At 62.9% G+C, this 24,116-nt stretch carries 28 protein-coding genes and 1 pseudogene; 22 read left to right on the plus strand and 7 right to left on the minus strand.

Features of this window, described 5'->3' with window-relative positions:
• Nucleotide 1: 1 nt before the first annotated feature.
• The 5 genes from NKJ81_RS24875 to NKJ81_RS24895 all read left to right on the plus strand — a co-directional run bounded on the left by NKJ81_RS24875 (nt 2) and on the right by NKJ81_RS24895 (nt 4,706).
• Nucleotides 2-1,132: a CgeB family protein gene (locus NKJ81_RS24875; protein WP_352472881.1), complete on the plus strand. Its 1,131-nt coding sequence runs from the start codon at nt 2-4 to the stop codon at nt 1,130-1,132.
• Nucleotides 1,129-2,223, plus strand: coding sequence for a CgeB family protein (locus NKJ81_RS24880; RefSeq protein ID WP_254818801.1), 1,095 nt, complete (start codon nt 1,129-1,131; stop codon nt 2,221-2,223). Before NKJ81_RS24875 ends, NKJ81_RS24880 begins: the two co-directional genes overlap by 4 nt.
• The gene (locus NKJ81_RS24885; protein WP_352542037.1) at nt 2,220-3,329 is read left to right on the plus strand and encodes a CgeB family protein; all 1,110 of its coding nucleotides are present in this window, start codon (nt 2,220-2,222) and stop codon (nt 3,327-3,329) included. The genes NKJ81_RS24880 and NKJ81_RS24885 overlap by 4 nt, the downstream gene beginning before the upstream one ends.
• 23 nt (nt 3,330-3,352) lie before the next feature.
• Nucleotides 3,353-4,399, plus strand: coding sequence for a UDP-glucuronic acid decarboxylase family protein (locus NKJ81_RS24890; protein ID WP_352472879.1), 1,047 nt, complete (start codon nt 3,353-3,355; stop codon nt 4,397-4,399).
• 109 nt (nt 4,400-4,508) lie between these two features.
• The gene (locus tag NKJ81_RS24895) at nt 4,509-4,706 is read left to right on the plus strand and encodes a hypothetical protein (protein ID WP_352542038.1); all 198 of its coding nucleotides are present in this window, start codon (nt 4,509-4,511) and stop codon (nt 4,704-4,706) included.
• Here the strand turns inward: NKJ81_RS24895 and NKJ81_RS24900 are convergent.
• The gene (locus tag NKJ81_RS24900; protein WP_352472878.1) at nt 4,643-6,388 is read right to left on the minus strand and encodes a hypothetical protein; all 1,746 of its coding nucleotides are present in this window, start codon (nt 6,386-6,388) and stop codon (nt 4,643-4,645) included. The two genes, NKJ81_RS24895 and NKJ81_RS24900, sit on opposite strands and share 64 nt — an antisense overlap.
• Before the next feature lie 239 nt (nt 6,389-6,627).
• Here NKJ81_RS24900 and NKJ81_RS24905 point away from each other — a divergent pair, with 239 nt between their 5' ends.
• The 10 genes and pseudogenes from NKJ81_RS24905 (at nt 6,628) to NKJ81_RS24950 (ending at nt 15,218) form a co-directional block, all read left to right on the plus strand.
• Nucleotides 6,628-7,731, plus strand: a complete 1,104-nt coding sequence (locus NKJ81_RS24905) for an inositol-3-phosphate synthase (RefSeq protein WP_352472877.1) — start codon at nt 6,628-6,630, stop codon at nt 7,729-7,731.
• A complete protein-coding gene (locus tag NKJ81_RS24910; protein ID WP_352472876.1) occupies nt 7,728-8,324 on the plus strand; it encodes a histidine phosphatase family protein in 597 nt (198 codons plus the stop codon). Before NKJ81_RS24905 ends, NKJ81_RS24910 begins: the two co-directional genes overlap by 4 nt.
• 14 nt (nt 8,325-8,338) lie before the next feature.
• Complete coding sequence (locus NKJ81_RS24915; RefSeq protein WP_352472875.1) at nt 8,339-9,442, plus strand: CgeB family protein; 1,104 nt, start codon at nt 8,339-8,341, stop codon at nt 9,440-9,442.
• Nucleotides 9,442-10,242: a nucleotidyltransferase family protein gene (locus tag NKJ81_RS24920; protein WP_352472874.1), complete on the plus strand. Its 801-nt coding sequence runs from the start codon at nt 9,442-9,444 to the stop codon at nt 10,240-10,242. The genes NKJ81_RS24915 and NKJ81_RS24920 overlap by 1 nt, the downstream gene beginning before the upstream one ends.
• A gap of 2 nt (nt 10,243-10,244) precedes the next feature.
• Nucleotides 10,245-11,006, plus strand: coding sequence for a TIGR04290 family methyltransferase (locus tag NKJ81_RS24925; protein ID WP_352472873.1), 762 nt, complete (start codon nt 10,245-10,247; stop codon nt 11,004-11,006).
• Nucleotides 10,999-11,931 carry a glycoside hydrolase 5 family protein gene (locus tag NKJ81_RS24930; protein ID WP_352542039.1) on the plus strand — a complete coding sequence of 311 codons (933 nt, stop codon included), beginning with the start codon at nt 10,999-11,001 and terminating at the stop codon, nt 11,929-11,931. The genes NKJ81_RS24925 and NKJ81_RS24930 overlap by 8 nt, the downstream gene beginning before the upstream one ends.
• 20 nt (nt 11,932-11,951) lie before the next feature.
• Nucleotides 11,952-13,016 (plus strand): glycosyltransferase family 4 protein, encoded by a 1,065-nt coding sequence (locus tag NKJ81_RS24935; RefSeq protein ID WP_352472871.1) that lies wholly within the window; start codon nt 11,952-11,954, stop codon nt 13,014-13,016.
• Between the two features lie 7 nt (nt 13,017-13,023).
• On the plus strand, nt 13,024-14,013 hold the full coding sequence (locus NKJ81_RS24940) for a GNAT family N-acetyltransferase (RefSeq protein WP_352472870.1): 990 nt from the start codon (nt 13,024-13,026) through the stop codon (nt 14,011-14,013).
• A 59-nt stretch (nt 14,014-14,072) separates the two neighbouring features.
• Nucleotides 14,073-14,774: pseudogene (locus tag NKJ81_RS24945) on the plus strand (class I SAM-dependent methyltransferase); the annotation flags it as partial.
• A gap of 225 nt (nt 14,775-14,999) precedes the next feature.
• Nucleotides 15,000-15,218, plus strand: a complete 219-nt coding sequence (locus tag NKJ81_RS24950; protein ID WP_352542051.1) for a hypothetical protein — start codon at nt 15,000-15,002, stop codon at nt 15,216-15,218.
• Between the two features lie 188 nt (nt 15,219-15,406).
• Here the strand turns inward: NKJ81_RS24950 and NKJ81_RS24955 are convergent, their stop codons facing one another.
• Both NKJ81_RS24955 and NKJ81_RS24960 read right to left on the minus strand, forming a co-directional pair.
• Nucleotides 15,407-15,535, minus strand: coding sequence for a hypothetical protein (locus tag NKJ81_RS24955; protein ID WP_352451525.1), 129 nt, complete (start codon nt 15,533-15,535; stop codon nt 15,407-15,409).
• Between the two features lie 50 nt (nt 15,536-15,585).
• On the minus strand, nt 15,586-16,149 hold the full coding sequence (locus NKJ81_RS24960; protein ID WP_352488584.1) for a sigma-70 family RNA polymerase sigma factor: 564 nt from the start codon (nt 16,147-16,149) through the stop codon (nt 15,586-15,588).
• A 317-nt stretch (nt 16,150-16,466) separates the two neighbouring features.
• Between NKJ81_RS24960 and NKJ81_RS24965 the strand changes: the two genes are divergently transcribed.
• The 3 genes from NKJ81_RS24965 (at nt 16,467) to NKJ81_RS24975 (ending at nt 17,505) form a co-directional block, all read left to right on the plus strand.
• A complete protein-coding gene (locus NKJ81_RS24965; RefSeq protein WP_292657608.1) occupies nt 16,467-16,670 on the plus strand; it encodes a hypothetical protein in 204 nt (67 codons plus the stop codon).
• Between the two features lie 61 nt (nt 16,671-16,731).
• Nucleotides 16,732-17,136, plus strand: a complete 405-nt coding sequence (locus NKJ81_RS24970) for a DUF982 domain-containing protein (RefSeq protein WP_352472869.1) — start codon at nt 16,732-16,734, stop codon at nt 17,134-17,136.
• 69 nt (nt 17,137-17,205) lie between these two features.
• On the plus strand, nt 17,206-17,505 hold the full coding sequence (locus tag NKJ81_RS24975; RefSeq protein WP_352472868.1) for a DUF982 domain-containing protein: 300 nt from the start codon (nt 17,206-17,208) through the stop codon (nt 17,503-17,505).
• 41 nt (nt 17,506-17,546) lie between these two features.
• On the opposite strand, the gene NKJ81_RS24980 is transcribed toward NKJ81_RS24975, so the two are convergent.
• The 4 genes from NKJ81_RS24980 to NKJ81_RS24995 form a co-directional block, all read right to left on the minus strand.
• The gene (locus tag NKJ81_RS24980; protein ID WP_352472867.1) at nt 17,547-18,044 is read right to left on the minus strand and encodes a hypothetical protein; all 498 of its coding nucleotides are present in this window, start codon (nt 18,042-18,044) and stop codon (nt 17,547-17,549) included.
• A gap of 84 nt (nt 18,045-18,128) precedes the next feature.
• Nucleotides 18,129-18,761: a LysE family translocator gene (locus NKJ81_RS24985; RefSeq protein ID WP_352472866.1), complete on the minus strand. Its 633-nt coding sequence runs from the start codon at nt 18,759-18,761 to the stop codon at nt 18,129-18,131.
• A gap of 4 nt (nt 18,762-18,765) precedes the next feature.
• Nucleotides 18,766-18,924 carry a hypothetical protein gene (locus NKJ81_RS24990; RefSeq protein ID WP_352472865.1) on the minus strand — a complete coding sequence of 53 codons (159 nt, stop codon included), beginning with the start codon at nt 18,922-18,924 and terminating at the stop codon, nt 18,766-18,768.
• A gap of 118 nt (nt 18,925-19,042) precedes the next feature.
• Nucleotides 19,043-19,873, minus strand: coding sequence for an SIR2 family NAD-dependent protein deacylase (locus tag NKJ81_RS24995; RefSeq protein ID WP_352472864.1), 831 nt, complete (start codon nt 19,871-19,873; stop codon nt 19,043-19,045).
• Between the two features lie 310 nt (nt 19,874-20,183).
• Here NKJ81_RS24995 and NKJ81_RS25000 point away from each other — a divergent pair, with 310 nt between their 5' ends.
• Genes NKJ81_RS25000 through NKJ81_RS25015 form a run of 4 tightly spaced genes read left to right on the plus strand, consistent with a single transcriptional unit; the run spans nt 20,184 to nt 24,090 of the window.
• Nucleotides 20,184-20,849, plus strand: coding sequence for a GlcG/HbpS family heme-binding protein (locus tag NKJ81_RS25000; protein WP_352472863.1), 666 nt, complete (start codon nt 20,184-20,186; stop codon nt 20,847-20,849).
• Nucleotides 20,850-20,908: 59 nt separating this feature from the next.
• A complete protein-coding gene (locus NKJ81_RS25005; protein ID WP_352542040.1) occupies nt 20,909-22,711 on the plus strand; it encodes a methanol/ethanol family PQQ-dependent dehydrogenase in 1,803 nt (600 codons plus the stop codon).
• Nucleotides 22,692-23,555 (plus strand): substrate-binding domain-containing protein, encoded by an 864-nt coding sequence (locus NKJ81_RS25010; RefSeq protein WP_352472861.1) that lies wholly within the window; start codon nt 22,692-22,694, stop codon nt 23,553-23,555. Before NKJ81_RS25005 ends, NKJ81_RS25010 begins: the two co-directional genes overlap by 20 nt.
• Nucleotide 23,556: 1 nt before the next feature.
• Nucleotides 23,557-24,090 (plus strand): c-type cytochrome, encoded by a 534-nt coding sequence (locus NKJ81_RS25015; RefSeq protein WP_352472860.1) that lies wholly within the window; start codon nt 23,557-23,559, stop codon nt 24,088-24,090.
• Nucleotides 24,091-24,116 lie beyond the last annotated feature (26 nt).

The raw sequence follows: 24,116 nt of genomic DNA on the forward strand, positions 1-24,116 counted from the left end.
TATGCGATTTTTATTCTACACCCATTCGATCGTTTCCGACTGGAACCACGGCAACGCACATTTCCTGCGCGGCATCATGCGTGAGCTGGTCGCGCGCGGGCACCAGGCTATCGCGCTGGAGCCCGCCGACGGCTGGAGCCGGTCGAACCTGCTGGCCGAGAAAGGGTCCTTCGCAATCGAGCGATTCCGGAAGGACTTCCCCGAGTTGATGCCGGTGACCTACGATGCCGCTTTCGACCACGAAGCCTGGATCTCCGACGCCGATGTGGTGATCGTGCATGAGTGGACCGAGCCGGACCTTGTTGCGCGGCTGGGCAGGGCGAAAGCAACTGGCGGCCGTTTCACGCTGCTGTTCCACGACACGCACCATCGCGCTATCTCGGCCACGCAAGCGATTTCCGCCTTGCGGCTTGAACATTACGACGGCGTGCTCGCCTTCGGCGAGGCGCTGCGGGAAAGCTATCTTCGCGCCGGATGGGGCAAGCGGGTCTTCACCTGGCACGAGGCAGCCGATGACCACCTGTTCCAGCCGCATCCTGAAATCGAGCGTAGTTCCGACCTTATCTGGATCGGCAATTGGGGCGACGACGAGCGCAGTGCCGAAATCAGGGAGTTCCTGGTCGGCCCGGTGCGTGAACTCGGCCTGAGCGGAACCGTCCACGGCGTTCGCTATCCGCGGGAGGCGCTCGCCGACCTTGCGGCCGCCGGCCTGCGCTGCGAAGGCTGGATCGCCAATGCCGACGTGCCGAAGGCGTTCGCGGCGAACCGCATCACGGTTCACATCCCGCGGCGTCCATACCGCGAAAGCCTGCCCGGCATCCCGACCATCCGCATGTTCGAGGCGCTCGCCTGCGGCATCCCGCTCGTTTCGGCGCCGTGGTCCGATGTCGAATGCCTGTTCAGGCCCGGCGTAGATTTTCTGTTTGCAAACAACGGTTCCGAGATGCGGCGTCATCTTCGCGCCGTGCTGCACGACGCGGACCTCGCCGCTTCTCTGGCGACATCGGGCCTCGAGACCATCCGCTTGCGGCACACATGCCGGCACCGGGCGGATCAATTGTTCGGCGTGCTCGCCGAATGCGGGCGCCGCCAAGCCGCCGACACGATCCTTGCAAAGGAGGCCGCCGAATGAAGATCGCATTTTACGGGTCAAGCCTGCTGTCGTCCTACTGGAACGGCGCGGCCACCTATTACCGCGGGCTGCTCAAGGCCTTGGCCAGGCTCGGCTACGACATCACCTTCTATGAGCCCGATGTCTACGATCGCCAGAAGAACCGCGACATCGAGGCGCCGGACTGGTGTGCCGTCGTCGTCTACGAGGCCACTCCGCATGCCATGATGCAGGTGGCGGCGCGAGCGGCGGAGGCAGATATCGTCGTCAAGGCGAGCGGCGTCGGTTTCGCCGACGACGCACTGTTGCGGGCGGTGCTCGATCACGCCCGTGCCGATGCGCTCACCGTATTCTGGGATGTCGATGCGCCGGCGACGCTTGGCCAGTTGCGCGACGAGCCCGACCATCCGCTGCATCGCGCGCTGCAGGAAATCGACCTCGTGCTGACCTATGGCGGCGGCGACCCGGTGGTCTGGGCCTATCGGGCAATGGGGGCGGCCGAATGCGTGCCGATCTACAACGCGCTCGATCCGGAAACGCATCATCCGGTCGGCAAGGACATGCGCTTTGCCTGCGATCTCGCCTTTCTCGGCAACCGGCTGCCGGACCGCGAGGCGCGCGTCGAGGCCTTCTTCCTCGACCCGGCCGGCCGCTCCGCCGATCAGCGCTTCCTGCTCGGCGGATCGGGCTGGGGCGACAAGCAGATGCCCGCCAATGTCCGATGGCTCGGCCATGTCGGCACGCGCGACCACAATGCATTGAACGTCACGGCCAAGGCGGTGCTGAACATCAGCCGCGACAGCATGGCGGCCAATGGCTTTTCACCTGCGACGCGCGTTTTTGAGGCGGCGGGCGCCGGCGCATGCCTCATCACCGACGCCTGGCTCGGCGTCGACCTGTTCCTGAAACCCGGCGAGGAAATCCTGGTCGCGCGCGATGGCGAGGACGTCGCCGAGATCATGCAAAGCCTTAGTGCCGAACGGGCCAAGGCGATCGGGGCATCGGCGCTTCGGCGGGTACTTGGCGAACATACCTATACGACACGGGCCGTTTTGGCCGACGCCATCTTCAGGCGCCATTTCGAGCGTCCGACCGTGGAGGCGGCCGAATGACGAAGCCGCTCGACATCGTCTTTCTTGGCCTGTCGCTCTCCTCATCCTGGGGAAACGGCCATGCCACCACCTTTCGGGGGCTGCTTAAAGGTCTCCACGAACTCGGCCACCGCGTCACTTTTCTCGAACGCGACGTGCCGTGGTACGCAAGTCACCGGGATCTGCGCGATCCCGATTTCTGCACCTTGCGCTACTATGAAACGATCGATGATCTTCGCCGCAATTTTGCGCGCTGCCTGCGCGATGCCGATATCGTGGTCGTCGGCTCCTTCGTTCCCGAAGGCCCTGAAATCATCGACGTCGTGGCATCGTTGTGCACGGGTCAGTTCTGCTTCTACGACATCGACACTCCGATCACGCTGGCAAAGCTTTCGACCGATGATTGCGAGTACATTGCCAGGCGGCAGGTCCCGTATTTCGACGTCTACTTCTCCTTCACCGGCGGGCCGACGCTTGCCCGTCTAACGGCGGAATTCGGCGCGAGGCGGGCCGAGCCGCTCTACTGCTCCGTCGACCCGGAACGGCATCACGGAACCGGTGATCCAATCCGCTGGGATCTCGGCTATCTCGGCACCTACAGCCCCGACCGCCAGGCGACGCTGGAGGCCCTGCTGTTCGAACCGGCGCGTCGCATGCCAGAGCGCCGCTTCGTCGTGACAGGCTCGCAATATCCGCGCGAAATCGCCTGGCCGGACAATGTGGATCGCATCGAACACCTGCCGCCGGCAGATCACGCCGCCTTTTACAGCCGCCAACGCTACACGTTGAACGTCACGCGCAGTTCCATGATCGCGGCCGGATGGTCGCCCAGCGTGCGCCTCTTCGAGGCAGCCGCCTGCGGCACGGCGATCATCAGCGATAGCTGGGCCGGACTGGACAGCCTGTTTCCAGAGCGGACGATCCACACGGCTCGCAGGACCGAGGACGTAGTCGGTATCCTGTCCGGGGAATCCGACGGCGCCCGGCTTGCCATGGCCAGGCAGGCGCGCGTGCTCATCCTCGCAGCTCACACAAGCATCGCAAGAGCCCGCGAATTCGTTTCGCTGCTGGCGCAGGCCAAATCGCCAGGTTCTGTTCTCGATCTGGACGTCGAGAGCGCAGCATGACCCGCAGACGGGAGAAGATAGAGATGCAGCTATCAAGAAAGGCGCAACGGACCAAGACCGTGCTTGTCGCCGGCGGCGCAGGTTTCCTCGGTTCGCATCTTTGCGAGACAATGTTCCAGGCCGGCTGGCGCGTGATCTGCGTCGACAATTTCCTTACCGGCCGCATGGAGAACATAGCATCGATCGCCGATCGTCCGGATTTTCGGCTGATCAAGCAAGACATTTGCCGACCGTTGGAGCTTGGCGAACCGGTTGACCGCATCTTCAACATGGCGTGCGCGGCCTCGCCGCCGCGTTACCAGGCCGACCCGGTCCATACGACGCGGACTTGCGTCATCGGAACGCTCAATCTGCTGGAGCTCGCCGCCCGCAATGGCGCCCGGTTCCTGCAGGCGTCCACCAGCGAAATTTACGGCGATCCCGAACAGCATCCGCAGAAGGAAGACTATGTCGGCCACGTGAACTGCATCGGGCCCCGCGCCTGCTATGACGAAGGCAAGCGCACCGCCGAAACCTTATGCTTCGATTATTTGAGAATGGGAAAGGCCGATATCCGTGTCGCGCGCATCTTCAACACCTATGGTCCCAGGATGGACCCTGCGGACGGACGGATCGTTTCCAATCTGATCATGCAGGCACTCGAGAGACGGCCGCTGACGATATTCGGCGACGGGCTGCAGACCAGGTCGTTCTGCTACGTTTCCGATCTGGTCGACGGCTTGATCCGGCTGATGGAGGTCGATCCCAATCCACGCCAGCCGGTTAATCTGGGCAATCCGGGGGAGTTCACCATCCTGCAACTGGCGAGCCTGGTGAGAGGCATGACCGCAACCAAATCGGGCCTGAAATTCCTGCCGCTGCCGCAAGACGATCCTCGTCGTCGGCAACCCGACATTTCCCGCGCGAGAAAGCTTCTCGGCTGGTCGCCAAAAGTGCCGCTCAGGCAGGGTTTGATGCACACGATCGGCTATTTTGCCGAGCTTGAGACGGCGCAGATGATCGACAGAAGACGTCGAATTGCCGCCACCGTGCGTTCTGCATCAGGCCGGCTGCAAAACCTGCCGGCCTGAGGCGAGGAGCGTCTGGCCGCTGTATGATCGCGCGGTCGTTTCGGATTTGGTCACTTTTTCTCGTCGCGGGAACAACCCGTCCAGCTTCTGGTTCTGCCAAGGTACCGGCATGGAGACGACTGTGCATCCGAAGCGATCCGCCAAAGACATCGAACAAATGGCCGCAAAGGAGACGGCTGCCTTCCTGCGGCGCGCCTCTATCACCTATCTGGAATGTTGTGTGAGCCTGATGATGACGCATCTTCAGCGCGAGGAGGTAGCCGCCATCCTCGAAAAGGAAGCGGATATGCTGCGGCGGCTGGATTGATCGGGCTCGAAGGGCCGCAGGTCGCCTTGGCTTTCCAGGAAACGAAGCAGCGCGGCAGCGTAACGTCTTGCCGCGGCCGCCAGCCGGATCTGTTCCCGATCATCGCCCGATCGCTCAGCCATGCTCCACAAGCCAAGCTGGAAGGCGAGATAGCAGGGCTCGTAGTAGTGGACCAGTTTGGCATCGACGGGACGAGACGTAGTCGCCTCGACAGCTTTGCACAGTGCCGCAGTCGCCGCGTCGGAGAGGCTGTACTCGACACGGGCGCCGGCAATGTCCCAGGCGATGTCCTGGCAGCCGATCAGATCGTGCGATCGGCAATGGTCGAGGGCGTCCGTCTTGATCAGCGTTCCGCCGCGCGAAAGGATGAACTCCCACGGATGAAGCCGCCCGTCGATTTCGACCCGCTGCATGGTCTTTGGTGAAGCCTGTTTCGAGAACCAGTTCCGCAGCTCCGCCGCGCGGCTTTCGCCCAGCGCCTCGCTGGTATTCCGCACGGCCATGTCGGCAAGCGCCTCCAGCGAGGCACCCGGCCCGGAGGCGGGCAGATTGGCTGCGCGCCAGGCGAGATAGCGCGCCAGATGAGCGACCATTTTTTGTTTCGAATGCCTTGCCCGCTCCAGCGTTGCACCGTCGCTCCAGCGTTCGACGAGAAAGCCATGGCACAGCCCGGCAATTTCCGGGCCAAAGCCTGCGTCATGCAGCCTCCTGGCAGTCTCGGCCTTGTGCATTCCGATTTCACCGAGGCCGACGAATTTGACCGACCATTTTTCCCGGCCCGCAGAAGCAAGAAACTTTCGCCGCTCTAAGCCGCGGTGGACGGGTGGCCAATGATCCTGCGAGCCATAATGCAAGCGACGCCACTCTCCGGCGGATATTTCCATCAGGCTGACCGCTGTGCGGCCGATCGTCCTGGCCACCCAATCCCGCAGCGCCGGCAGAGCGGATCCCGCGGGGAAAGTCCGTTCGAAATCCGCGGTGTGTTTTTGGCAAACCGTCCATGCCTCACGGATGTCCGCCGATGCCTCGGGACCCGGCCCACCCGAATGGCTGGGGAACAGATGGATGCGCCCGGCATCGATATCCAGCGCTTGCAGCCATGCGACGACGGCGTGAAACGAGCTGCCGGACAGGCCCGGGCCCTCATCGACGACAGCGAAATGGGCCGATGGCCTTGTCCTCCAGCCGCCGATCAGTTCTGGATCGGCGGCAAGCCGCCTGCGAAACGGATGACCGATCGGACGGACACCGACGGGTGCCTGTGCGCCGATGGCTGCAGCCACCATCGCTGCAAGCCCCAGGCCGATGCTGCGGATGCCGATTACGCATGTGTTCGCATCGAGACCCGACTGCCGCGCGGCGACCAAATAGCTTTCCGGATAGAGCGCGTAATGGGCGTAGCCCTCGGCCGTGCCGATGAGGATTTCGCCGTCGCAATCGAGTTCGGCCAGCATTCGCGGCACGTCGGCATCGATCGGGCCGTCGACGGCGAATCCGGCCCTCCACGATCTGCCCACGTCCCGGGCCAAGCCGACCAGGAGATTTGCGCCCGCGATCCGCTGTCGGGAATTCCTGTCCATGCCGTTGGCCTCGAATTCAGCATCGGCAAGGCCCTGGACCAATTCCGAGGTCTTGATGAACAGGCCGACCAGGGCTGCGTGGCGTTCGATCCCGCTGGGCATGTCCGCAATGTGCCCGGCCGCTTCGCAGGCCGAGCTGCGAACATGTCGCGCGCTCTCAATTCGCTTGTGGTCGCCATAGACGATCATTGTCCCGTCCCGGTTGGCCTCACTGCACAACTCGGCGAGCGCTACTTTGATCCACCATCGGTTGCACGATTTTTGCAGCCGGCAAGGAACAATCAGCGAGGCAGGCGGTTTGGCACGAAGAACTTACCTTCAACAGCATAGGCAGCGGTTTCGTGGGATCGAAGAAAGTTCGGATCGGAATAGTCGGCGTCGGCAACTGCGCCTCCTCCCTTGTTCAGGGCATCACCTATTACCGCGACGCAAGAAGCAATGAGCCCATACCCGGGCTGATGCATGCCGATCTTGGCGGCTACCATGTCAAGGACATCGAAGTGGTCTGCGCTTTCGACGTCGCCAAGGGCAAGGTCGGACGCGATGTGGCCGACGCGATCTACAGCGCGCCGAACAATACTTTCCGCTTTGCCAATGTAGCGCCTACCGGCGCCCGCGTCGAACGCGGACCGACGCTGGATGGCATCGGCAAATATCTGCGTGACGAGATCGTGGAGGCCGACGAACCCGTCGCCAACATCAGCAAGATCCTCGCCGAAAGCGGCGCCGAAATCCTGGTGTCATATCTGCCTGTCGGTTCGGAGGAGGCAACGCGCTTTTATGCCGAGTGCGCGCTCGAGGCGGGCTGTGCCTTGGTCAACTGTATACCCGTCTTCATCGCCTCGCGGCCGGAGTGGCGCCGGCGCTTCGAGCAGCACGGCCTGCCGCTGATCGGCGACGACATCAAGAGCCAGGTCGGTGCGACGATCGTCCACCGGCTGCTCGCCAACCTGTTCCGCGAGCGCGGCGTGCGCATCGATCGCACCTACCAGCTCAATTTCGGCGGCAACACCGACTTCCTCAACATGCTGGAGCGCGAGCGGCTGGAATCGAAGAAGATCTCAAAGACGCAATCCGTCACCAGCCAGATCGACGTTCCCCTGGAGCCCGGCAACATTCACGTCGGGCCGAGCGACCATGTCCCGTGGCTGACCGACCGCAAGTGGGCCTATATCCGGGTCGAAGGCACGACCTTCGGCGGCGTACCGCTCAATGCCGAGCTCAAGCTGGAAGTGTGGGATTCGCCCAATTCGGCCGGCGTCGTCATCGATGCGGTGCGTTGCGCCAAGCTGGCGCTCGACCGCGGTATCGCGGGCGCGCTGACCGGTCCCTGCAGCTATTTCATGAAATCGCCGCCCGAGCAGTTCACCGACGCGGAAGCGCGCCAGCGCACGCTCTCTTTTATCGCCGGCAAGGACGAGCCGATGCTCGATGCCGCGGAATGACGACGACGTTCTTTCTGGTGCGCCACGCCGCGCACGACAATGTCGGCTGTTATCTTGCCGGAAGGATGGCCGGCGTTTGCCTCGGCGAAGCCGGCAAGGCACAGGCCTCGCATCTGGCAGACCGCATGGCACGTGAGGCGATAGCGGCAATCTTCTGCAGCCCGCGCGAACGCACGCAGGAGACTGCCAATCCGATCGCGCTCGCCTGCAATGCCGGTGAAATCGCGATCCGCGAGGAGATCGATGAGATCGACTTCGGCACCTGGTCGGGAAAGACCTTCGAGGAGCTGAACCAGGATGCCGACTGGCGGGTGTGGAACGACCAGCGTCAGCAGGCGAGAACACCGAGCGGCGAGACCATGCTGGACGTGCAGCAACGCGTCGTCTCATTGATCGAGCAGGTCCGCGGCACCTACCAGAACCAGGGCGTCGCACTGGTCAGCCATGCCGACGTCATCAAGGCCGCCGTGTGCAAGGTGCTCGGCCTGTCGCTGGGGAACTGCTTTCGCTTCGATATCGACCCAGCCTCGATCACCACGGTTGTTTGGGGGGACTGGGGGTCGAAGCTGATCAGACTCAACGAAGCTGCCTGACGAGGAATTGCCGGATGCGTATGGCTATTTTCGGTCTTACCGTGACATCGTCGTGGGGCAATGGGCACGCCACACTGTGGCGCGGATTGATCCGGGCGATGGCCGGGCTGGGCTGGTCCATCACCTTCTTCGAACGCAACACTCCCTATTATGCCGGGACGCGCGACCTCGATCAGTTGGATGGCGGCAGCATTGTCCTTTATCCGGACTGGCAGGACATCCAGAGCGTTGCCGAGCAGGCGATGAGTGAGGCCGATGTCGTCATCGTCACCTCCTATTGCCCCGATGCCGTGAGCGCGTCGCGCCTTGCCCACCAGGCCTGCCGCGGACTGAAGGTGTTCTACGATCTGGACACGCCGGTGACGCTGGCGCGGATCGAACAAGGTGAGCCTCCGGCCTATTTCGGGCCGGAAGGGCTTCGCGATTTCGATCTCGTGCTGAGCTACACGGGAGGAACCGCGATCGACGCATTGAGGTCGATGCTGGGTGCGCGCCACGTCATGCCGCTCTACGGCCATGTCGATCCAGAGCGACACCGGCCGGCTCCGCCCAGGCCGGAGTTTGCCGGCGACCTTTCCTATCTCGGGACCTATGCGGCAGACCGCCAGGCCGGGGTCGAGAGGCTGCTGGTCAGTCCGGCTGCGCGCCTGCCGGAGCGCCGCTTCATCATTGGCGGCGCACAATATCCGCAGGAATTCCCGTGGAGCGACAATATTTTCTTCGTCCGTCACCTGCCGCCCGCCGACCACCCCGCCTTCTTTTCATCATCACGGCTGACTCTGAATGTGACCCGCGAGGCGATGGCAGAAAGGGGCTGGTGCCCATCTGGCCGGCTGTTCGAAGCCGCCGCTTGCGGTGCCGCGATGGTGAGCGACACATGGCCGGGACTGGAGGCCTTTTTCCGGCCCGGCGAAGAGATCGTCGTGGCGAACAGCACCGACGACGTGGTCGCCGCGCTCGACCTGTCCGACGCCGAGCTTGACGCCATCCGCCGTCGAGCGCGCGAGCGGGTGCTGGAGGAACACACCTCGGCACGGCGCGCGAAGGAATTCGACCGCATCCTGTCCGATGCACTGCACGGCTCCACGCATGGCGAGCCGTTGAAGGAGGCAGTTTGATGTTGGGCATCGTGCCCGCAGCCGGACGGGGAAGCCGCATCCAGCCGCTCGGCTTTTCGAAGGAGCTTCTGCCGGTCGGCAGCCGCATCGACGGCAACACCGAACGGCCTTGCGCGGTCAGCGAATACCTGGTGCGCCGCATGGTGCGCGCGGGGGCCGACAAGATCTGCTTCGTCATCGGCTCGGGTAAGTCGGATATCCTCGAATATTATTCTGCCGGCTATGCCGACGCGACTGCGCTGTTTGTGGTGCAGCCCTCTCCGGTCGGCCTTTGCGACGCCATCTTCCGTGCCGCACCGCTCGTCACAGCCGATGAGACCGTTCTGGTCGGGTTGCCTGATACGATCTGGTTTCCCGAAGACGGCTTCCTGGCCCTCCCGGACGACGGCCTGTCCTTCCTGCTGTTTCCGGTGGACCAGCCGGAGTTCTTCGACGCCGTTGTTGTCGACCAGGACAGCCGGGTGAAGCAAATCCAGGTCAAGCAGCAGAATGCCCAATCGAACTGGATCTGGGGTGCGTTCAAGATGCCCGGCCGCACCCTTCACCAGCTCGCCGCGCTGTGGCGGGAACGGGACCGGTGCGACGAATATATCGGCACGCTGGTCAATGCCTATCTCGCCGCCGGAGGCGATGCCTGCGGCATCAAGGCTGGCACCGCCTATGTCGACGTCGGCACCTTCAACGGCTACCGCACCGCACTTCGCCTGCTTGAAAGCGCCGCCGGTACCAGGGACGATCAAGTCGACATTACGCTGCCCAGCCACCAGCACGTCCCTGTCCTCGCAGGCGAAAGAGGCTAGCCATGCTGCATTCCGATGCCGAAATCCGCCGCCGTATCGATGCGCTCGGCCCATGGTTCCACAATATGGAACTGGCCGGCATCGAAACCGCTCCCGACCATTTCCTTGGCAACTATCCGCTGATCAAATGGCGCAAATTCGCCGACGCCATTCCCGCCGATCTTTCCGGCAAGGCGGTGCTCGACATAGGCTGCAATGCGGGTTTCTATTCGATCGAGATGAAACGCCGCGGCGCCGGCCGCGTGCTTGGCATCGATTTCGATGAGGCTTACCTGGCGCAGGCGCGCTTTGCCGCCGAGGTAGCAGACTGCGACATCGAATTCCGGCAGCTCTCGGTCTACGACGTTGGCGCCCTGCATGAGCGGTTCGACATCGTGCTGTTCATGGGCGTGCTCTACCATTTGCGCCATCCCTTGCTCGCACTCGATCTGATCCGGGAGCACGTCGCCCGGGACCTGATGATCTTCCAGTCGATGCAGCGCGGCAGCACCAACGTGCCGGCGCTCGAGCAGAATTATCATTTCTGGACCCACGACCTGTTCGACCGGCCGGAGTTCCCAAAGCTACATTTCATCGAGCATCGTTACGCCGACGACCCGACCAACTGGTGGATTCCCAATCGCGCCTGCACCGAAGCCATGCTGCGCAGCGCCGGCTTCGAGATCGTGCTGCAACCGGAGCAGGAGGTCTATTTCTGCCGCACCGGCGACGTGCCGGCCGGCGGCGGCGCCGTCTACCCGTCGAAAGGACCGACAAATGATTGAAGCCGCGATGATCTGGAACGAGCCCAACAACAAATCCCACTGGGATCCCGAGCTCGACCCCGACTGGAGCCGCTTCGCCGCTACGGCAATCCTGGCCGCCGACGCGATCGCGTTGGAGAATCCGGCCTTGACCAAAGTCCTTGGCGGCATCTCGCCGATCGATGCCGGCTTCATGACACGGATGAAGGAATTCGGCGTGCTCGATCATGTCGACGCAGTCGCCGTGCACGGCTTTCCGCTCGACTGGAACCTCTGGCAGATCCACGAATGGCCGCAGAAGATCGGCGAGATTTCGGCTGTCACCGATCTTCCGGTATGGGTCAGCGAGGTCGGCGTATCGACCTTCGGCGCCGAGGAGGTACAGGTCTGGGGCCTGCGCCGGACCGCGGAATTGCTGATCGGCAACGCGCCGCGCATCCAATGGTACAGCCTCTACGACCTGCCGCGCGAGTGGGAAGCGACGACACGCCATCGCGAGGCGGAAGGCTCGTCTTACTACCGCCATTTCTACATGGGCCTGCTCCGCCAGGACGGCACGCCAAAGCCCGCGCTCGAGGAGTTCCTTCACCACACGCCGGCAATGGGACTGGTGCAGTGGTTCCATTTCGAAGATCACCGGCTGGACGACGCCGTTGCCTGGATGAAACGCCTCGGCGTCACCAATCTGCGTACCGGGCTTTCCTGGGCCGACAGCTTCAGGCCGAACGCACTTGACTGGTTCGACCGGCAGATGGAGGCTTTGGCCGACTTCGACGTGACGGTTACTTTCTGCTTCACGCCGGAACACCGCGGAATGATGCCGCACCACAGCAGTCCGCCGCTGGTGCCGGAGGAATTCGCCGACTTCTGCGCGGCAATGACGCGCCGATATGCCGGCAGCATCGCTGCCCCTTCGGTCTGCAGGCTGCGCGCCTCCGCAGCGTGAGGAGCTTCGGCCCTCCAGCCATGACGCTCACCATCCTCAACGTCGCCTATCCCCTCGCCCCGGTCGGGCCGGATGCGGTCGGTGGTGCCGAGCAGGTGCTGTCGATGCTCGACCAGGCGCTCGTACAGGCCGGACACCGCTCGATCGTGATCGGCTGCCAGGGCTCGAGCGCTGCGGGTGTCCTCATCGAGACGCCGGCCGAACCGGGCGTGCTCGATGAAGCGGCCAAGCGCCGGGCGCAGCGTGCTCATTGCGCCGCAATTGCCACCGCGCGCGCTCGCTGGCCAATCGAGGTGGTCCATTTGCACGGTATCGATTTCGATGCCTATCTGCCGGGCGACGGGCCGACATTGGTGACCCTGCATTTGCCGCTCGACTGGTATCCGGCCGACGCTCTCAATCCGGCGCGGGAGGATCTGTGGCTGCATGCGGTATCGGCGGCTCAGCAAAGAACCGCGCCGCCGGGAGCCAGGCTGATTGGGCCGATTCCCAACGGAGTGGACGTCGACGCGCTGAGCGAGCCGCAGGCCAAACACGACTTTGCGCTCGTGCTCAGCCGCGTCTGCCCGGAAAAGGGCATCCATCTGGCGCTCGACGCAGCCAAGAAGGCCAGCGTGCCGCTGGTCATCGGTGGCAAGGTCTACCCCTATGAAACGCACACAGCGTATTTTCGCGACGAGGTCGAACCCCGGCTGGACGACCGGCGCCGCTTCCTTGGTCCGCTCGGCTTTGTCGCCAAGCGGCGCCTGCTGAATACAGCCCGCTGCCTAGTCATCCCGAGCCTTGCCGCGGAGACCAGTTCGCTCGTCGCAATGGAGGCGCTCGCCTGCGGCACCCCCGTGGTGGCCTTCCCGAATGGCGCACTGCCGGATGTGGTCGAGCACGGCAAGACCGGGTATCTGGTCGGGGATGTCGACGAGATGGCCGAAGCCATCGCTGCCGCACCCAGCCTGGACCCCGAGACCTGCCGAGCCGAGGCGCGGCGGCGCTTTTCACTCGACCGCATGGTTTCCTCCTACATGGACGCCTATCGGGCGCTGGCACGGCTCGGCACAGACAGCGGGCAGCTCGCGACGGCGAGGTGAGCAGGACATGCTCCGCAGTGAGATCATCGACGATCCGGCGGACCTCGAAGCCCTCGAGCCGCACTGGTGGGAACTTTGGTCGCGCAGTCCCTCGGCGACGCCGTTCCAGTCTCCCGCATGGTTGCTGCCATGGTGGCGGACATTTGCTCCCGGCGAGCTAGCGACGGTCGCCGTCTGGCGTGGCGACGATCTGGTCGGCCTGGCGCCACTCTATCTGGAACGCCACGACGCCGGCGCGCGATTGCTTCCGCTCGGCATTTCGTTGAGCGACTATCTGGATGTCCTTTGTCTTCCCGAGATGGCCGAACCGGTCGGCGCAGTCATCGGTGGCGCCGTTCTTTCCGTCGGCTGGTCACAGTGGATCTTGCAGGATCTGCCTCCCGGCGGCGCCGGCCTTGCCATCAGGCATGCCGCGCTCGAATCGTGCCAACCCGTCGGTCACGCCGCTTGCCCGGTGCTCGCCCTCGCTGGCGACCAGACGCTTCAAGGCTGCGTTCCGGCACGGCGGAGGCGCCAATTGCGGCGCGCCCACAGGGCCGCGTCGAGACGCGGCAGTGTCTCCATCGAACCCGCTTTGTCCGATCCGCAGATATTCCTCGACCACCTGATCCGCCTTCACCGCGCGCGCTGGGCCGGACACGGCGACGGCGTTCTGTCCGATTCCCGCGTGGAAGCATTCCACCGTCAGGCGCTGCCGCAGCTGGTCGCACAGGTGCTTGCCCGATGCTGGCTTGTCACGATCGGTAACGCGATCGTGGGCGCCTATTACGGGTTCCATCATCGTGGCCGCGCTTGCGCTTATCTCGGTGGCTTCGATCCGGCCTATGCCGATGAAAGTCCCGGCGCGCTGCTCATCGGCCAAGCGATAAGGCAGGCGATCTGCGAAGGCGCGGAAGAGTTCGATTTTCTGCGCGGACAAGAGGCCTACAAGTACAGCTGGGGCGCCGTCGACCGGTGGACGATGCGCAAGATCTGGACGCGGAGCAAAGGGCGATGAGCGCGACCCAGCCAGAATCTCGGCGGTCGATATCAGCAAGGCGGGTGCTGGAGGATTGCATGGCAGACGGTGCCGGCGTCGAAGCCGTCATCGCCAGGCTGGCTCTCCGTTTCGAGACAGGAATCGATGCTGCAGAATTGGCGAAGATTGCGCAAAACACGCACTCGGCTGACCCGCGAAACACGGCAAAACTGCAACGGATTGCCGACCTGCTTCGGCGCAGGCCCGAGATCTTCGCCACGCTGCGCAAAACAGGTGGCGCCGTTCGGCACGAGCGTGGCGAGGACGAGACCGACGATGCGATCGTCAAGCGGCTGGCGGCTGGGTTTGACGCGGCGGCGGCGATCTCCCCGGCGGCGAGCGTCCAGCTGTCATCGCTGGGCAATGAGGAAAACCTCTCTGCCGCTACGGCTGAGATCGTTGCATGGCTGGAGAGGCGAGGCTTTACCGGCACCGGCCGCGACATACTGGATATCGGCTGTGGTATCGGTCGGTTCGAACAGGCGCTCTCCGCTCTGTCGCACCGAATCGTTGGCAGCGATATATCCCCAGCGATGATCTCGATCGCCCGCCGGCGATGCGCCGGGCTCGGCAACGTAGAATTCCGCCCTACGCGCGGTTTCGATCTTGCCGATTTTTGCGATGCAAGCTTCGACCGCGTGCTGGCCGTCGACAGCTTTCCCTATCTGGTGCTGGCCGGCCTTGCGGAGCGACATTTCGTGGAAATCGCGCGCGTGCTGAAGAGGCCGGGGATGGCCGCGCTTTTGAATTATTCATATCGCGGCTCGCCGGCGCTGGATCGCGCCGATGTCCATAACTTCGCCAACGCAAATGGCATGCAAGTCCTCGTCGACGGCGAAAAGCCGTTCCGGCACTGGGACGGCGATGCCTTCCTGCTTACGATTTCCGGCGGAACATTGCGGCCCAACGCTGGTTCGGATGCCGAACGGGAAAAGCCGCTATTCGACGGTATGAAGGAGGACAAGATGGCGTCCGGAAGCAAGAAGCACATCGGTCGCGGCAGTCACGGCAAAGGCGCTGGCGCTGGCGCGATGACGGATCTTCCCGAGGACAAGATCGGAGAGAACGCCGTTCTGTCCAACAGAGACAAGAAGCAGCACACCAAGGAGCGTGGGCTCGACGGCAATCGGGTCAAGTCCGAGCAGTACCAGGATCATTCAGCGGATCGGCGGCCTGAAGACTGATCGTTGCGGCGGCATATGGCTTGCAGCCGGCGAGCAATTGAAACACCGCGAGAACCCAACCGCTGACGAAGCTGTGCAAGGACCGAAGCCGGTCGCATGGACGCCCTGCAAATTCTTGCAAACTCGCACTGTTGCCACCAGAGTGAGGTGAAGGGACCAACATTTGCCAAGAGAGCGCGATGTCTCGCTCAAGGGAAGATTCCGTCAGCACGCGTGCCGATCTGACGATAGACCGGGAAATCGCTTCCTTGCTTGCGGCCATCGAGCAGGAAAGGGTTCCTGACCGGCTGACCAAACTTGCGATCGAGTTGCAGCATGCGCTTGTCGAAAGGCACTTGCGCGAGACCAGCAACTAACGTGACGTGTATTAGCGGCGCCTCTCGGCTTCGAAGTCCAGTTGTCCTTCGGACAGATAGCTGCGCCTTTCCATCAGGGTTTGCGAGGAACTTTCGCCAAGGTATTCCAGCACGCCGGCGCGTGCCCTGTTGAGCCGGCTCTTCACGGTTCCCACCGCGCAACCGCATATTTCGGCCGTTTCCTCATAGCTGACGCCCAGAACGCCTATCAACATCAGAACCTCGCGCTGGTGCTCAGGAAGGCTCTGGATGGCCTGGTGGACCTCCTTGCCCTGCACGGACCATTCCTGCGTCGCTTCCGAGATCGGCCGCAGCGATGCGCAGTCGAGCAGGCCGGGCGCTTCCCTCACCGCGGCCCTGACACGCGTGTAGTAGGTGTTGCGCATGATCGTAAAGAGCCATGACTTCATGCGCGTTCCAGCTTCGAATTTGTCAATGTTGGCCAAGCCCTTGGTCAGCGTCTCCTGGACCAGGTCGTCGGCATCATCGGGGGTGCGGCAGAAGGTGCGGGCGAAAGCCCTCAAAGCGGGTATGAGGTCGACGATGGAAACTTCTTCGGTTTCGCGAGTCGCCAAGGCGTAGGCTGCAGGTGGCAATGGTCCAGCTCCCGTCCAGAATGAGTTCGTGAGCGCAGACCAGTTAAATGCATTGGGCGAAAGATCGTTCCGGTTGGCGAAAGCACCCGGCTCCAGAAACCGGAGAGGACTTGGCTGAGCAATCCCGGCCGACGGCGATATTTTTGACGGAACAACCATCGGGATCGCGGAGTTCAAAATCAAGGTCGTCCGACAAATTCGCGCGCCGACATTTGGCGCGTCGAAATGCGATCTCGCAGCGAGCCTTGGCTGCGACCTCAAGGGCGGCCCGCCACCTCAAGAAACAGGAGGAGTCCATGACAGGAAACAAGCACGCCAAAGGCAAAACGCCGGCCGATAGCGATCTTGCCAACGATCCCGGCATCGGCAGTTCCAGGGGCACGATCAAGGAGGGCGACCGGCTCGATCAGGGCAACAATACGTTCGAAGGCGATGTCGAGAACGACACCACGCCGCAAGGCGGTATCAATCCCCGGCAAAAGATGCGGACCAACAAGTGACCGGCTGCGCACGATCGAACAAACCTGCTGCAACCCGTGCAGCAATCCCGCGTTAAAGAGCATGAGCCTCGTGTCCGCCCCGGACGTTGATGCGACAGGCTCTTTCGCGGAGACACAGATGACAAAAAAATCGTTTGGCCGCCCCGTTCCAATTCTCGTCGGCCTTGGTTTCCCTCGCCATGTCGAGAATATCTGGCAGGCCTATGACGTCTTAAACGAATGGCCGAGCCGCGGTCCGGCGCACAAGGCGGCGTTCGACGCCTGTCGCGCCGGGCTGGCTGACGAGGTCGACGTCGAGACGGTGCGCGCGGCGTTCGATACGTTCGCCCGCAAGGCGGGCATTCTGGCCTACGATATCGCAGCCGAAATACCAGCACGCCCCACAACAGCTGCGAAGGCCCACGACGTCTGGCCGAAACGCCCATCGGACGGCCGTGTAGACCCTGAAGACGCCCAGCTTGCTTGAAGCGGCCACCTTGCTTGAAGCGGCCACCTTGCTTGAAGCGGCCACCTTGCTTGAACCGGGAGGAATACGGTGCTGAGAACAGAGTTCGATACCCCTGTTTGCATCTATTTCGGCAAGCCTGGGCGATCGCGATTGGTCAGTTCCGTTTTCGAAGCAGTACATTGCCTGAAAAGCGAGAAATGGCCGGCGCGCAATGCTCCGCTGGCGCTGGCGGCCGCTGATGTATTGAATCGCGCCCGGACCGGTGAAATTACGGCCGGCAAAGCGCGGCAAGCATTTGTCGACGCCGCTTGGGAGGCGAACATTCTTGTCGAAGGCGAGCCGCATGACGCGCGTGGCCTGACAGCCTTCATGTCGGACAGCGGGTGAACCGGCACGCTGTTTTCCCGCAGTTCCGTCCAAAGCTTGGTTTATCGCGAATGATTGGCGTTCTCGGCCTTTTTCTCGCGCTGCTGCCTGAGGACCTCGTCGGTTCCGACCAGCTTCTTCGATCCGCCGGGAATCGCGGTGGACACAACAGCCGGTGGGTCGCTTGCCGGGAAAGAATCCTCCAGACCCGCCTGCAACTGGTCTTCCAGCGTTTGCGGCTCTTCAGACCGGCCGGGGGTCCTTCGGGTATCTACGTTCTCCAGTGGCTGCTTCATGTCCGGTGAAGACTTTACCTCTCGAATCCAGCCGTAGAGCTGTTCGATGGCAAATTCCTTCATCGTGTCGAAATCGGCTTTTTCGTCACGCGATGCCTCGATTTGGTCGACCATCGTCTTCTCGAACCGGTCGAGATTATCGTTTCCGCAGGCCCGGCAGAGACGCACCAGCGCCTCGCGCAGTATGAGTGGCGCAAAGTGCGCCGTCGCCTCAAGCCTGAGCTGCTGCAAACGCTCCGGGGTAGCGGCTTGGAACTTCGACATGTTCGACCTCTCGCCTTGTGGAGCAGGTCAACGAAAATTGTCGGCGGATGTTCCATCGGCGGTGGCCGGTGCATCGCTTGATCCTCAGCGGTGCGCGCCACCGACTGCCATGCGGATACCGAGACAGACGACGAAGCAGCCTGCCACGCGCTGCTGCCAGAGCCTTACCTTCGGGCGTTTCATGACCCAGGTCCCGAGCGTGCCGGATGCGAGTGCATATGTGCCCAGCACCAACACACCGGTCATTTTCTGGGTGCCACCGAGCAGCAGCAATTGCAGCGTGACCGATCCGCGGGAGGGATCGACGAACTGTGGAAGGAAAGCTAGCATGAAGGTTATCGGCCAGGGATTTATCAGATTGGCGATCATTCCTTCGCGTGCGGCCACAAGCGCCCCGACACTGCGGGGCTCCTCGACGGCGACGCCGGCCGACGGCAGCAGCACCAGACGCGATCCAAGCCAAACGAGATAGGCTGCGCCCATCCATCGAAGCATGGCAAAGGCAAACGGCGATGCCTGGAGCAGCGACGATATGCCGAGGGCAAGCAGCGGCAGCTGGACCATACCGGCGCCGAGGGTCATTCCCAGGACGGTGAACAGGGCAACATCACGGCCCTGCCCGATGCCGCGCGCAATCACCAGCAGACTGTCGGGCCCCGGCGGCATCTGCATCAGGATGACGGTTCCGACAAAAGCCGTCCACGAAGCGGGATCCACGTCGCTACTTCGCCCCGGTTTCGCAAGATGCCTTTGCGCCGTCCTTCAACTGGCCGGCATCTCGCATCATCTTGAGCGCTTCGTCCCTCGTCAGGCCGCACTTGCGGGCAAAAAAATCGATCTCATAGGCCAACTCGGCCGACAGGTCGTGTTTGGCATACATTCTTCGCTTGTGTTTGCGTGCGCCCACCAAGGCTCGGTCCCGGCTATGTTAGTCCTCCCGAACTCACATCGGATCAGCCGGTTCCCACTGCCTGACCAATTCGTTTCCGCAGGTTTTCTCACGCGCCGTCCGGCCGGCCGACCCTGTCCTTGAGTTCGTTCAGGAATGCGAGGAGCGCGTCTTCAGGATCGTCGGCCTCTTCGGTCAGCATATCGATGCCCCAGCGGCCGAGAACAGCCTCCTGGACGATGCTCGGCTGCGACATGAAGATGAAGGATTTCGGACGGTTCTTCTCGTAACCGGACCTGCGCCAGGTCTGCCAAAGCCGATGCAGCAGCAGACGGATGTTCATGTCGGACATGCTGTAGCCGATGAACAGGATGGTGCGCCCTAGCGCGTCGGCTCGAAATTTCACATCGAGCGGCGAATCGAACGACAGCCGTTCAAAATAGTCGGTCTCCGCCAGGACCAACGATTTATCGTCGTCGAAATCGCCGTGGAACTTGATGATCTGCGTCACCTCGCCGGTGGCCTTTGGCAAGTCCTTCGCATTGGCGACTTTGACAAAGGGGCGGCTATGGATCTCGAAGGCCACCTCGAGGTTGCGATCATAATTGGTGGTGTAGATGATCGGAAAATCGAGCGATACGATCAGCTTGTGGATTGCCGATCGCTGCACTTCTTCCCGCGAGACGCTCCATTCGCGATCCATCCAACTGCGCAAATGGCTGAGGCTCCCCTGCTTCAGCCGGTAATATTCTGCAATGGCCTGGTAGCTGGCCTCTGGTGCGCCTATCATGTCCTCGTGAAGGCCGAGCTCGTTTTGCATGTGCTCGATGAGCTTTTGCCAAGACGGCAAGCCGACGCTCATCGACACCCCGGCTCCAACGAACAGGATCGCTCGTCGCTCTTTCACCGATTGGGCCAGTTGCTCGACTGCAGACAGCATTCGACACAACTGCAATAGATACCGCTCCGTTCCAGCCGAGCCCGGACCACCGGGAGAATAACTCCGATTTCGGATTGAATGCCTCCCGAGCGCCCGCCGCCGAGTTTAGCTCACCCCATCCGATATTTATTTCATTCCATTTGGCACTTCTGCGCCTGTCACGCGTTGGGAGTGTTCAACAAACACGGCGCAGCTGATGGATCGCAATCGGATTGTCTCAGTAGCATTATGTCTGTTCCTGCTTACGATCTGCGCCGTCCAGCAAAAAGCTTGGGCTCAAGCACCTTGCCCGGCCGACCACGACAAATTGTTGGCCGCTCTCAAGGCCAACGTCAAAGCAAGCGGCGGCCCGGGCAATGGCGGCTTCGATACTCATGAATGGGCCGCAGTCGTGGCTCGCGACGGAACGGTCTGCGCCGTCGCGTTCAGCGGGCCTACCGCCGACGCCCAGTGGCCCGGCAGCCGGCTGATCGCCGCCGAAAAAGCCAATACCGCCAACGGGCTCAGCCTCGCCCAGATGGCGTTGTCCACCGCGAACCTCTATGCGCCGGTGCAGCCCGGCGGTCCTCTATACGGCCTGCAGGCCACCAATCCGGTCAATCCAGCGGTAGCCTATGCCGGCGATCCTTCGACATTTGGAAGCTCCAGCGATCCGTTGCTGGGAAAGCCCATCGGCGGTGTCGTCGCATTTGGCGGCGGCCTGGCTCTTTACGACGCCAAGGGGATCGTCGGGGCGCTTGGCATAAGCGGCGATTCCTCTTGTGCCGACCACAATGTCGCCTGGCGCGTGCGCGCCGCGCTGGGGCTGGACAAGGTGCCGGCCGGCATCAACCCAGACCGCAAGGACGCCATCATTTACGACCTCGATCCCGGCGGCAAGAGCGCCTCCGGCTGGGGGCATCCATTGTGTGCCGGAAGTGAGGCGGACGTGGCGGCGGAGCTCGGCGCCGGCGTGGGCGGGTCAATACACAAATGAAGAAAGTGCGACAGGTGGCCGTGCAAACCAGTGTGTCAGCCAACGGGGGAAAAAGGTCTATGGCTGCGATGCTGGGATGGACGCTGCTGGCGGGCTTCGCGCTGATTACCGCGGCGGTTGCTCAGTCAACGTCAAGCCCTGCGATAAATCCGCCGGCCGCAGCCGCTCCGCCCGACGACGGCCAGTGGGCGATGCCGGCAAAGAACTACGCCTCGACCCGCTACAGCGATCTCGCGGAAATCACCGAAGACAACGTCAAGACCCTGCAGGTGGCCTTCACCTTCTCGACCGGCGTCAACAAGGGCCAGGAGGCTGCGCCCCTGGTGGTCGGCAACACGATGTACATAGTGACGCCGTTTCCCAACATCCTCTATGCGCTTGACCTTACCAAGCCCGGCGCGCCGATGAAGTGGAAGTTCGAGCCCAATCCGGAGCCTGCCGCCCAGGGCGTTGCCTGTTGCGACGTGGTGAACCGCGGTGCGGCCTTCTTCAACGGGCGCATCTATTTCAACACGCTCGACGGCCACACCATCGCCGTGGATGCGGCCACCGGCAAACCGGTCTGGAACACCCATATCGGCAACATCAATGTCGGCGAGACCATCACGATGGCGCCGCTGGTGGTAAAGGGGAAGGTGCTGGTCGGCAATTCCGGCGGCGAAATGGGCGTACGCGGCTGGATCAAGGCGCTCGACGCCGGCGACGGCCACGTCGTCTGGACGGCCTACAACACCGGCCCGGACACCGAGGTGCTGATCGGCCCGGATTTCAACCCGCATTACGACATGGACAAGGGCAAGGATCTCGGCGTGACGTCGTGGCCGCCCGACGCCTGGAAGATCGGCGGCGGCAATGTGTGGGGCTGGATCTCCTATGACCCGGACCTCAACCTGATCTTCCATGGCACCGGAAATCCCGGTCCGTGGAATCCGGATCTGCGGCCTGGCGACAATAAATGGACCGCCGGCATCTTTGCCCGCGATCCCGACACCGGCGCAGCCAAATGGTTCTATCAATGGACCCCGCACGATCTGCACGACTACGACGGCATCAACGAACAGGTGCTGCTCGACATGACCTGGCAGGGCAAGCCCCGCAAGGTGCTGGTGCGGCCGGAACGCAACGGCTACGTCTATCTGTTGGATCGCACCACGGGCGAGGTCCTGTCGGCAGTGCCGTTCGGGCCGGTCAATTCCAGCAAGGGCGTCGACCTCAAGACCGGCCGGCTGATTGTAAATCCGGACAAAAAAACCGGCACCGGCAAGGTCGTGCGCGACATCTGCCCGACCGCGTCCGGCCTCAAGGACTGGCAGCCTTCGGCATTCTCGCCCAAGACCGGTCTGCTCTACATCCCGCACAACAATCTCTGCATGGACGAAGAGGGCGTCGAGGTGAATTACATCGCCGGCACGCCCTACGTCGGCATGAACGTGCGCATGATCCCCGGGCCGGGCGGCAATCGCGGTGCTTTCACCGCCTGGGATGTCGCCGCCGCCAAGCCGGCGTGGAGCCTGAAGGAGAACTTTCCGGTGTGGAGCGGCGCCGTCGCCACCGCCGGCAACGTCGTGTTCTATGGCACCATGGAAGGCTGGTTCAAGGCGGTCAGCGCCAGGACCGGCGAACTGCTGTGGCAGTTCAAAACGTCGTCCGGCATCATCGGCCAGCCGATCACCTATCGCGGCTCGGACGGGCACCAATATGTTGCGATCCTTTCGGGTGTCGGCGGCTGGGCCGGCGCGATCGTATCCGGCGATCTCGATCCGCGCGACGCCACCGCCGCGCTCGGCTTCGTCAACGTCATGAAAGATCTGAAGGATGTAACCACGCCGGGAGGTACGCTGTATGTGTTCCGGCTGCCTTGAGACGATCGGCCGAGTTGCGCGGCCACGGAGAACGCGTTCGCGGCGGTTAGCCGTCGCGGTTGGCGCACTGGCGCTCTCGCTTGTCGCCACCCTTGCCGATGCGCGCGAGCTGAGGATCTGCGCCGATCCCAACAACATGCCGTTCTCCAATGCCGCCAGGGAAGGCTTTGAAAACAAGATTGCCGAACTCGTCGCCGGGGAGCTTGGTGCGACGGTGTCCTACACGTGGTGGGCACAGCGGCGCGGCTTCGTCCGCAACACGCTGAAAGCCGGCTTGTGCGATCTGGTGCCCGGCACGCCCGTCAATCTCGAGATGCTGCGCACGACCGCGCCCTACTACCGGTCTTCCTATGTGTTCGTGACACGCAAGGATGTGCCAGAAATCACGTCCTTCAACGATCCTCGCCTGCGCGATCTGCACATCGGCGTCCAACTGATCGGCGACGACGGCGCCAACTCGCCGCCCGTCCAGGCGCTTGGCCGCCGCGGCATCGTCGGCCATCTCATCGGTTTCCCCGTCTATGGCGACTATTCGGCGCCGAACCCGCCAGCGCGCATTATTGAGGCGGTCGCGAATGGCGACATCGACATGGCCGTCGTCTGGGGACCGTTGGCCGGCTACTTCGCATCCAAGCAGAAGGTGGCGCTGCGGATCACGCCGGTTTCGCCGCGCGTGGACGGCCCGCAACTGCCGATGATCTACGACATCTCGATGGGCGTGCGCCGTGGCGACGATACGCTGCGCAACGAGGTGAACGCCGCCCTGACCAGACACCGCGACGAGATCGACGCGATCCTGGCGGCCTACCAGGTGCCCCGCCTCGATCCTGTCGGAGCGCCTTGAAATGAAGCGCGGTCTTCCCTTGCTGGTGTTCGCGATCCTCGCGGTTTCCGGGTGCCAGCGTGAGGAACGCGACACGCGTCCACAGTCGGCGCTCGGCTCGGGCGACCAACCGGCAGCCGTGACGGCCCTCGAGCCGGGCGGCCAACGGCCGGCCTCGTCCGATACCAAGGCCGGCGTGTTCGAGGCCAACGCCTTCCACCTCAGCGAGGGCAAGCGTCTGTTCAACTGGTTCAACTGTTCCGGTTGCCATGCCAATGGCGGTGGCGGCATGGGCCCGGCCCTTATGGACAAGAAGTGGCTCTATGGCAGCTCGATCGAAAGCATCCACGCCACGATCAGGGACGGTCGGCCAAACGGCATGCCGAGCTTCCGCGACAAGATCCCGGACGACCAGATCTGGGAGCTTGCCGCCTTCGTCCGCGCGTTGAGCGGCAACGCGCCAAAATCCGCTGCGCCGAGCCGCGACGACGACATGATGCCCCATCCATCCGAAAATCGCCTGCCGGATGCCGCGACTCTGGGGAAGTCGCCGTGAACCGCCTTGTTTGCAGGGTGTGCTGC

The organism is Mesorhizobium sp. M0018 (assembly GCF_040323955.1).
Classification (GTDB): Bacteria; Pseudomonadota; Alphaproteobacteria; order Rhizobiales; family Rhizobiaceae; genus Mesorhizobium.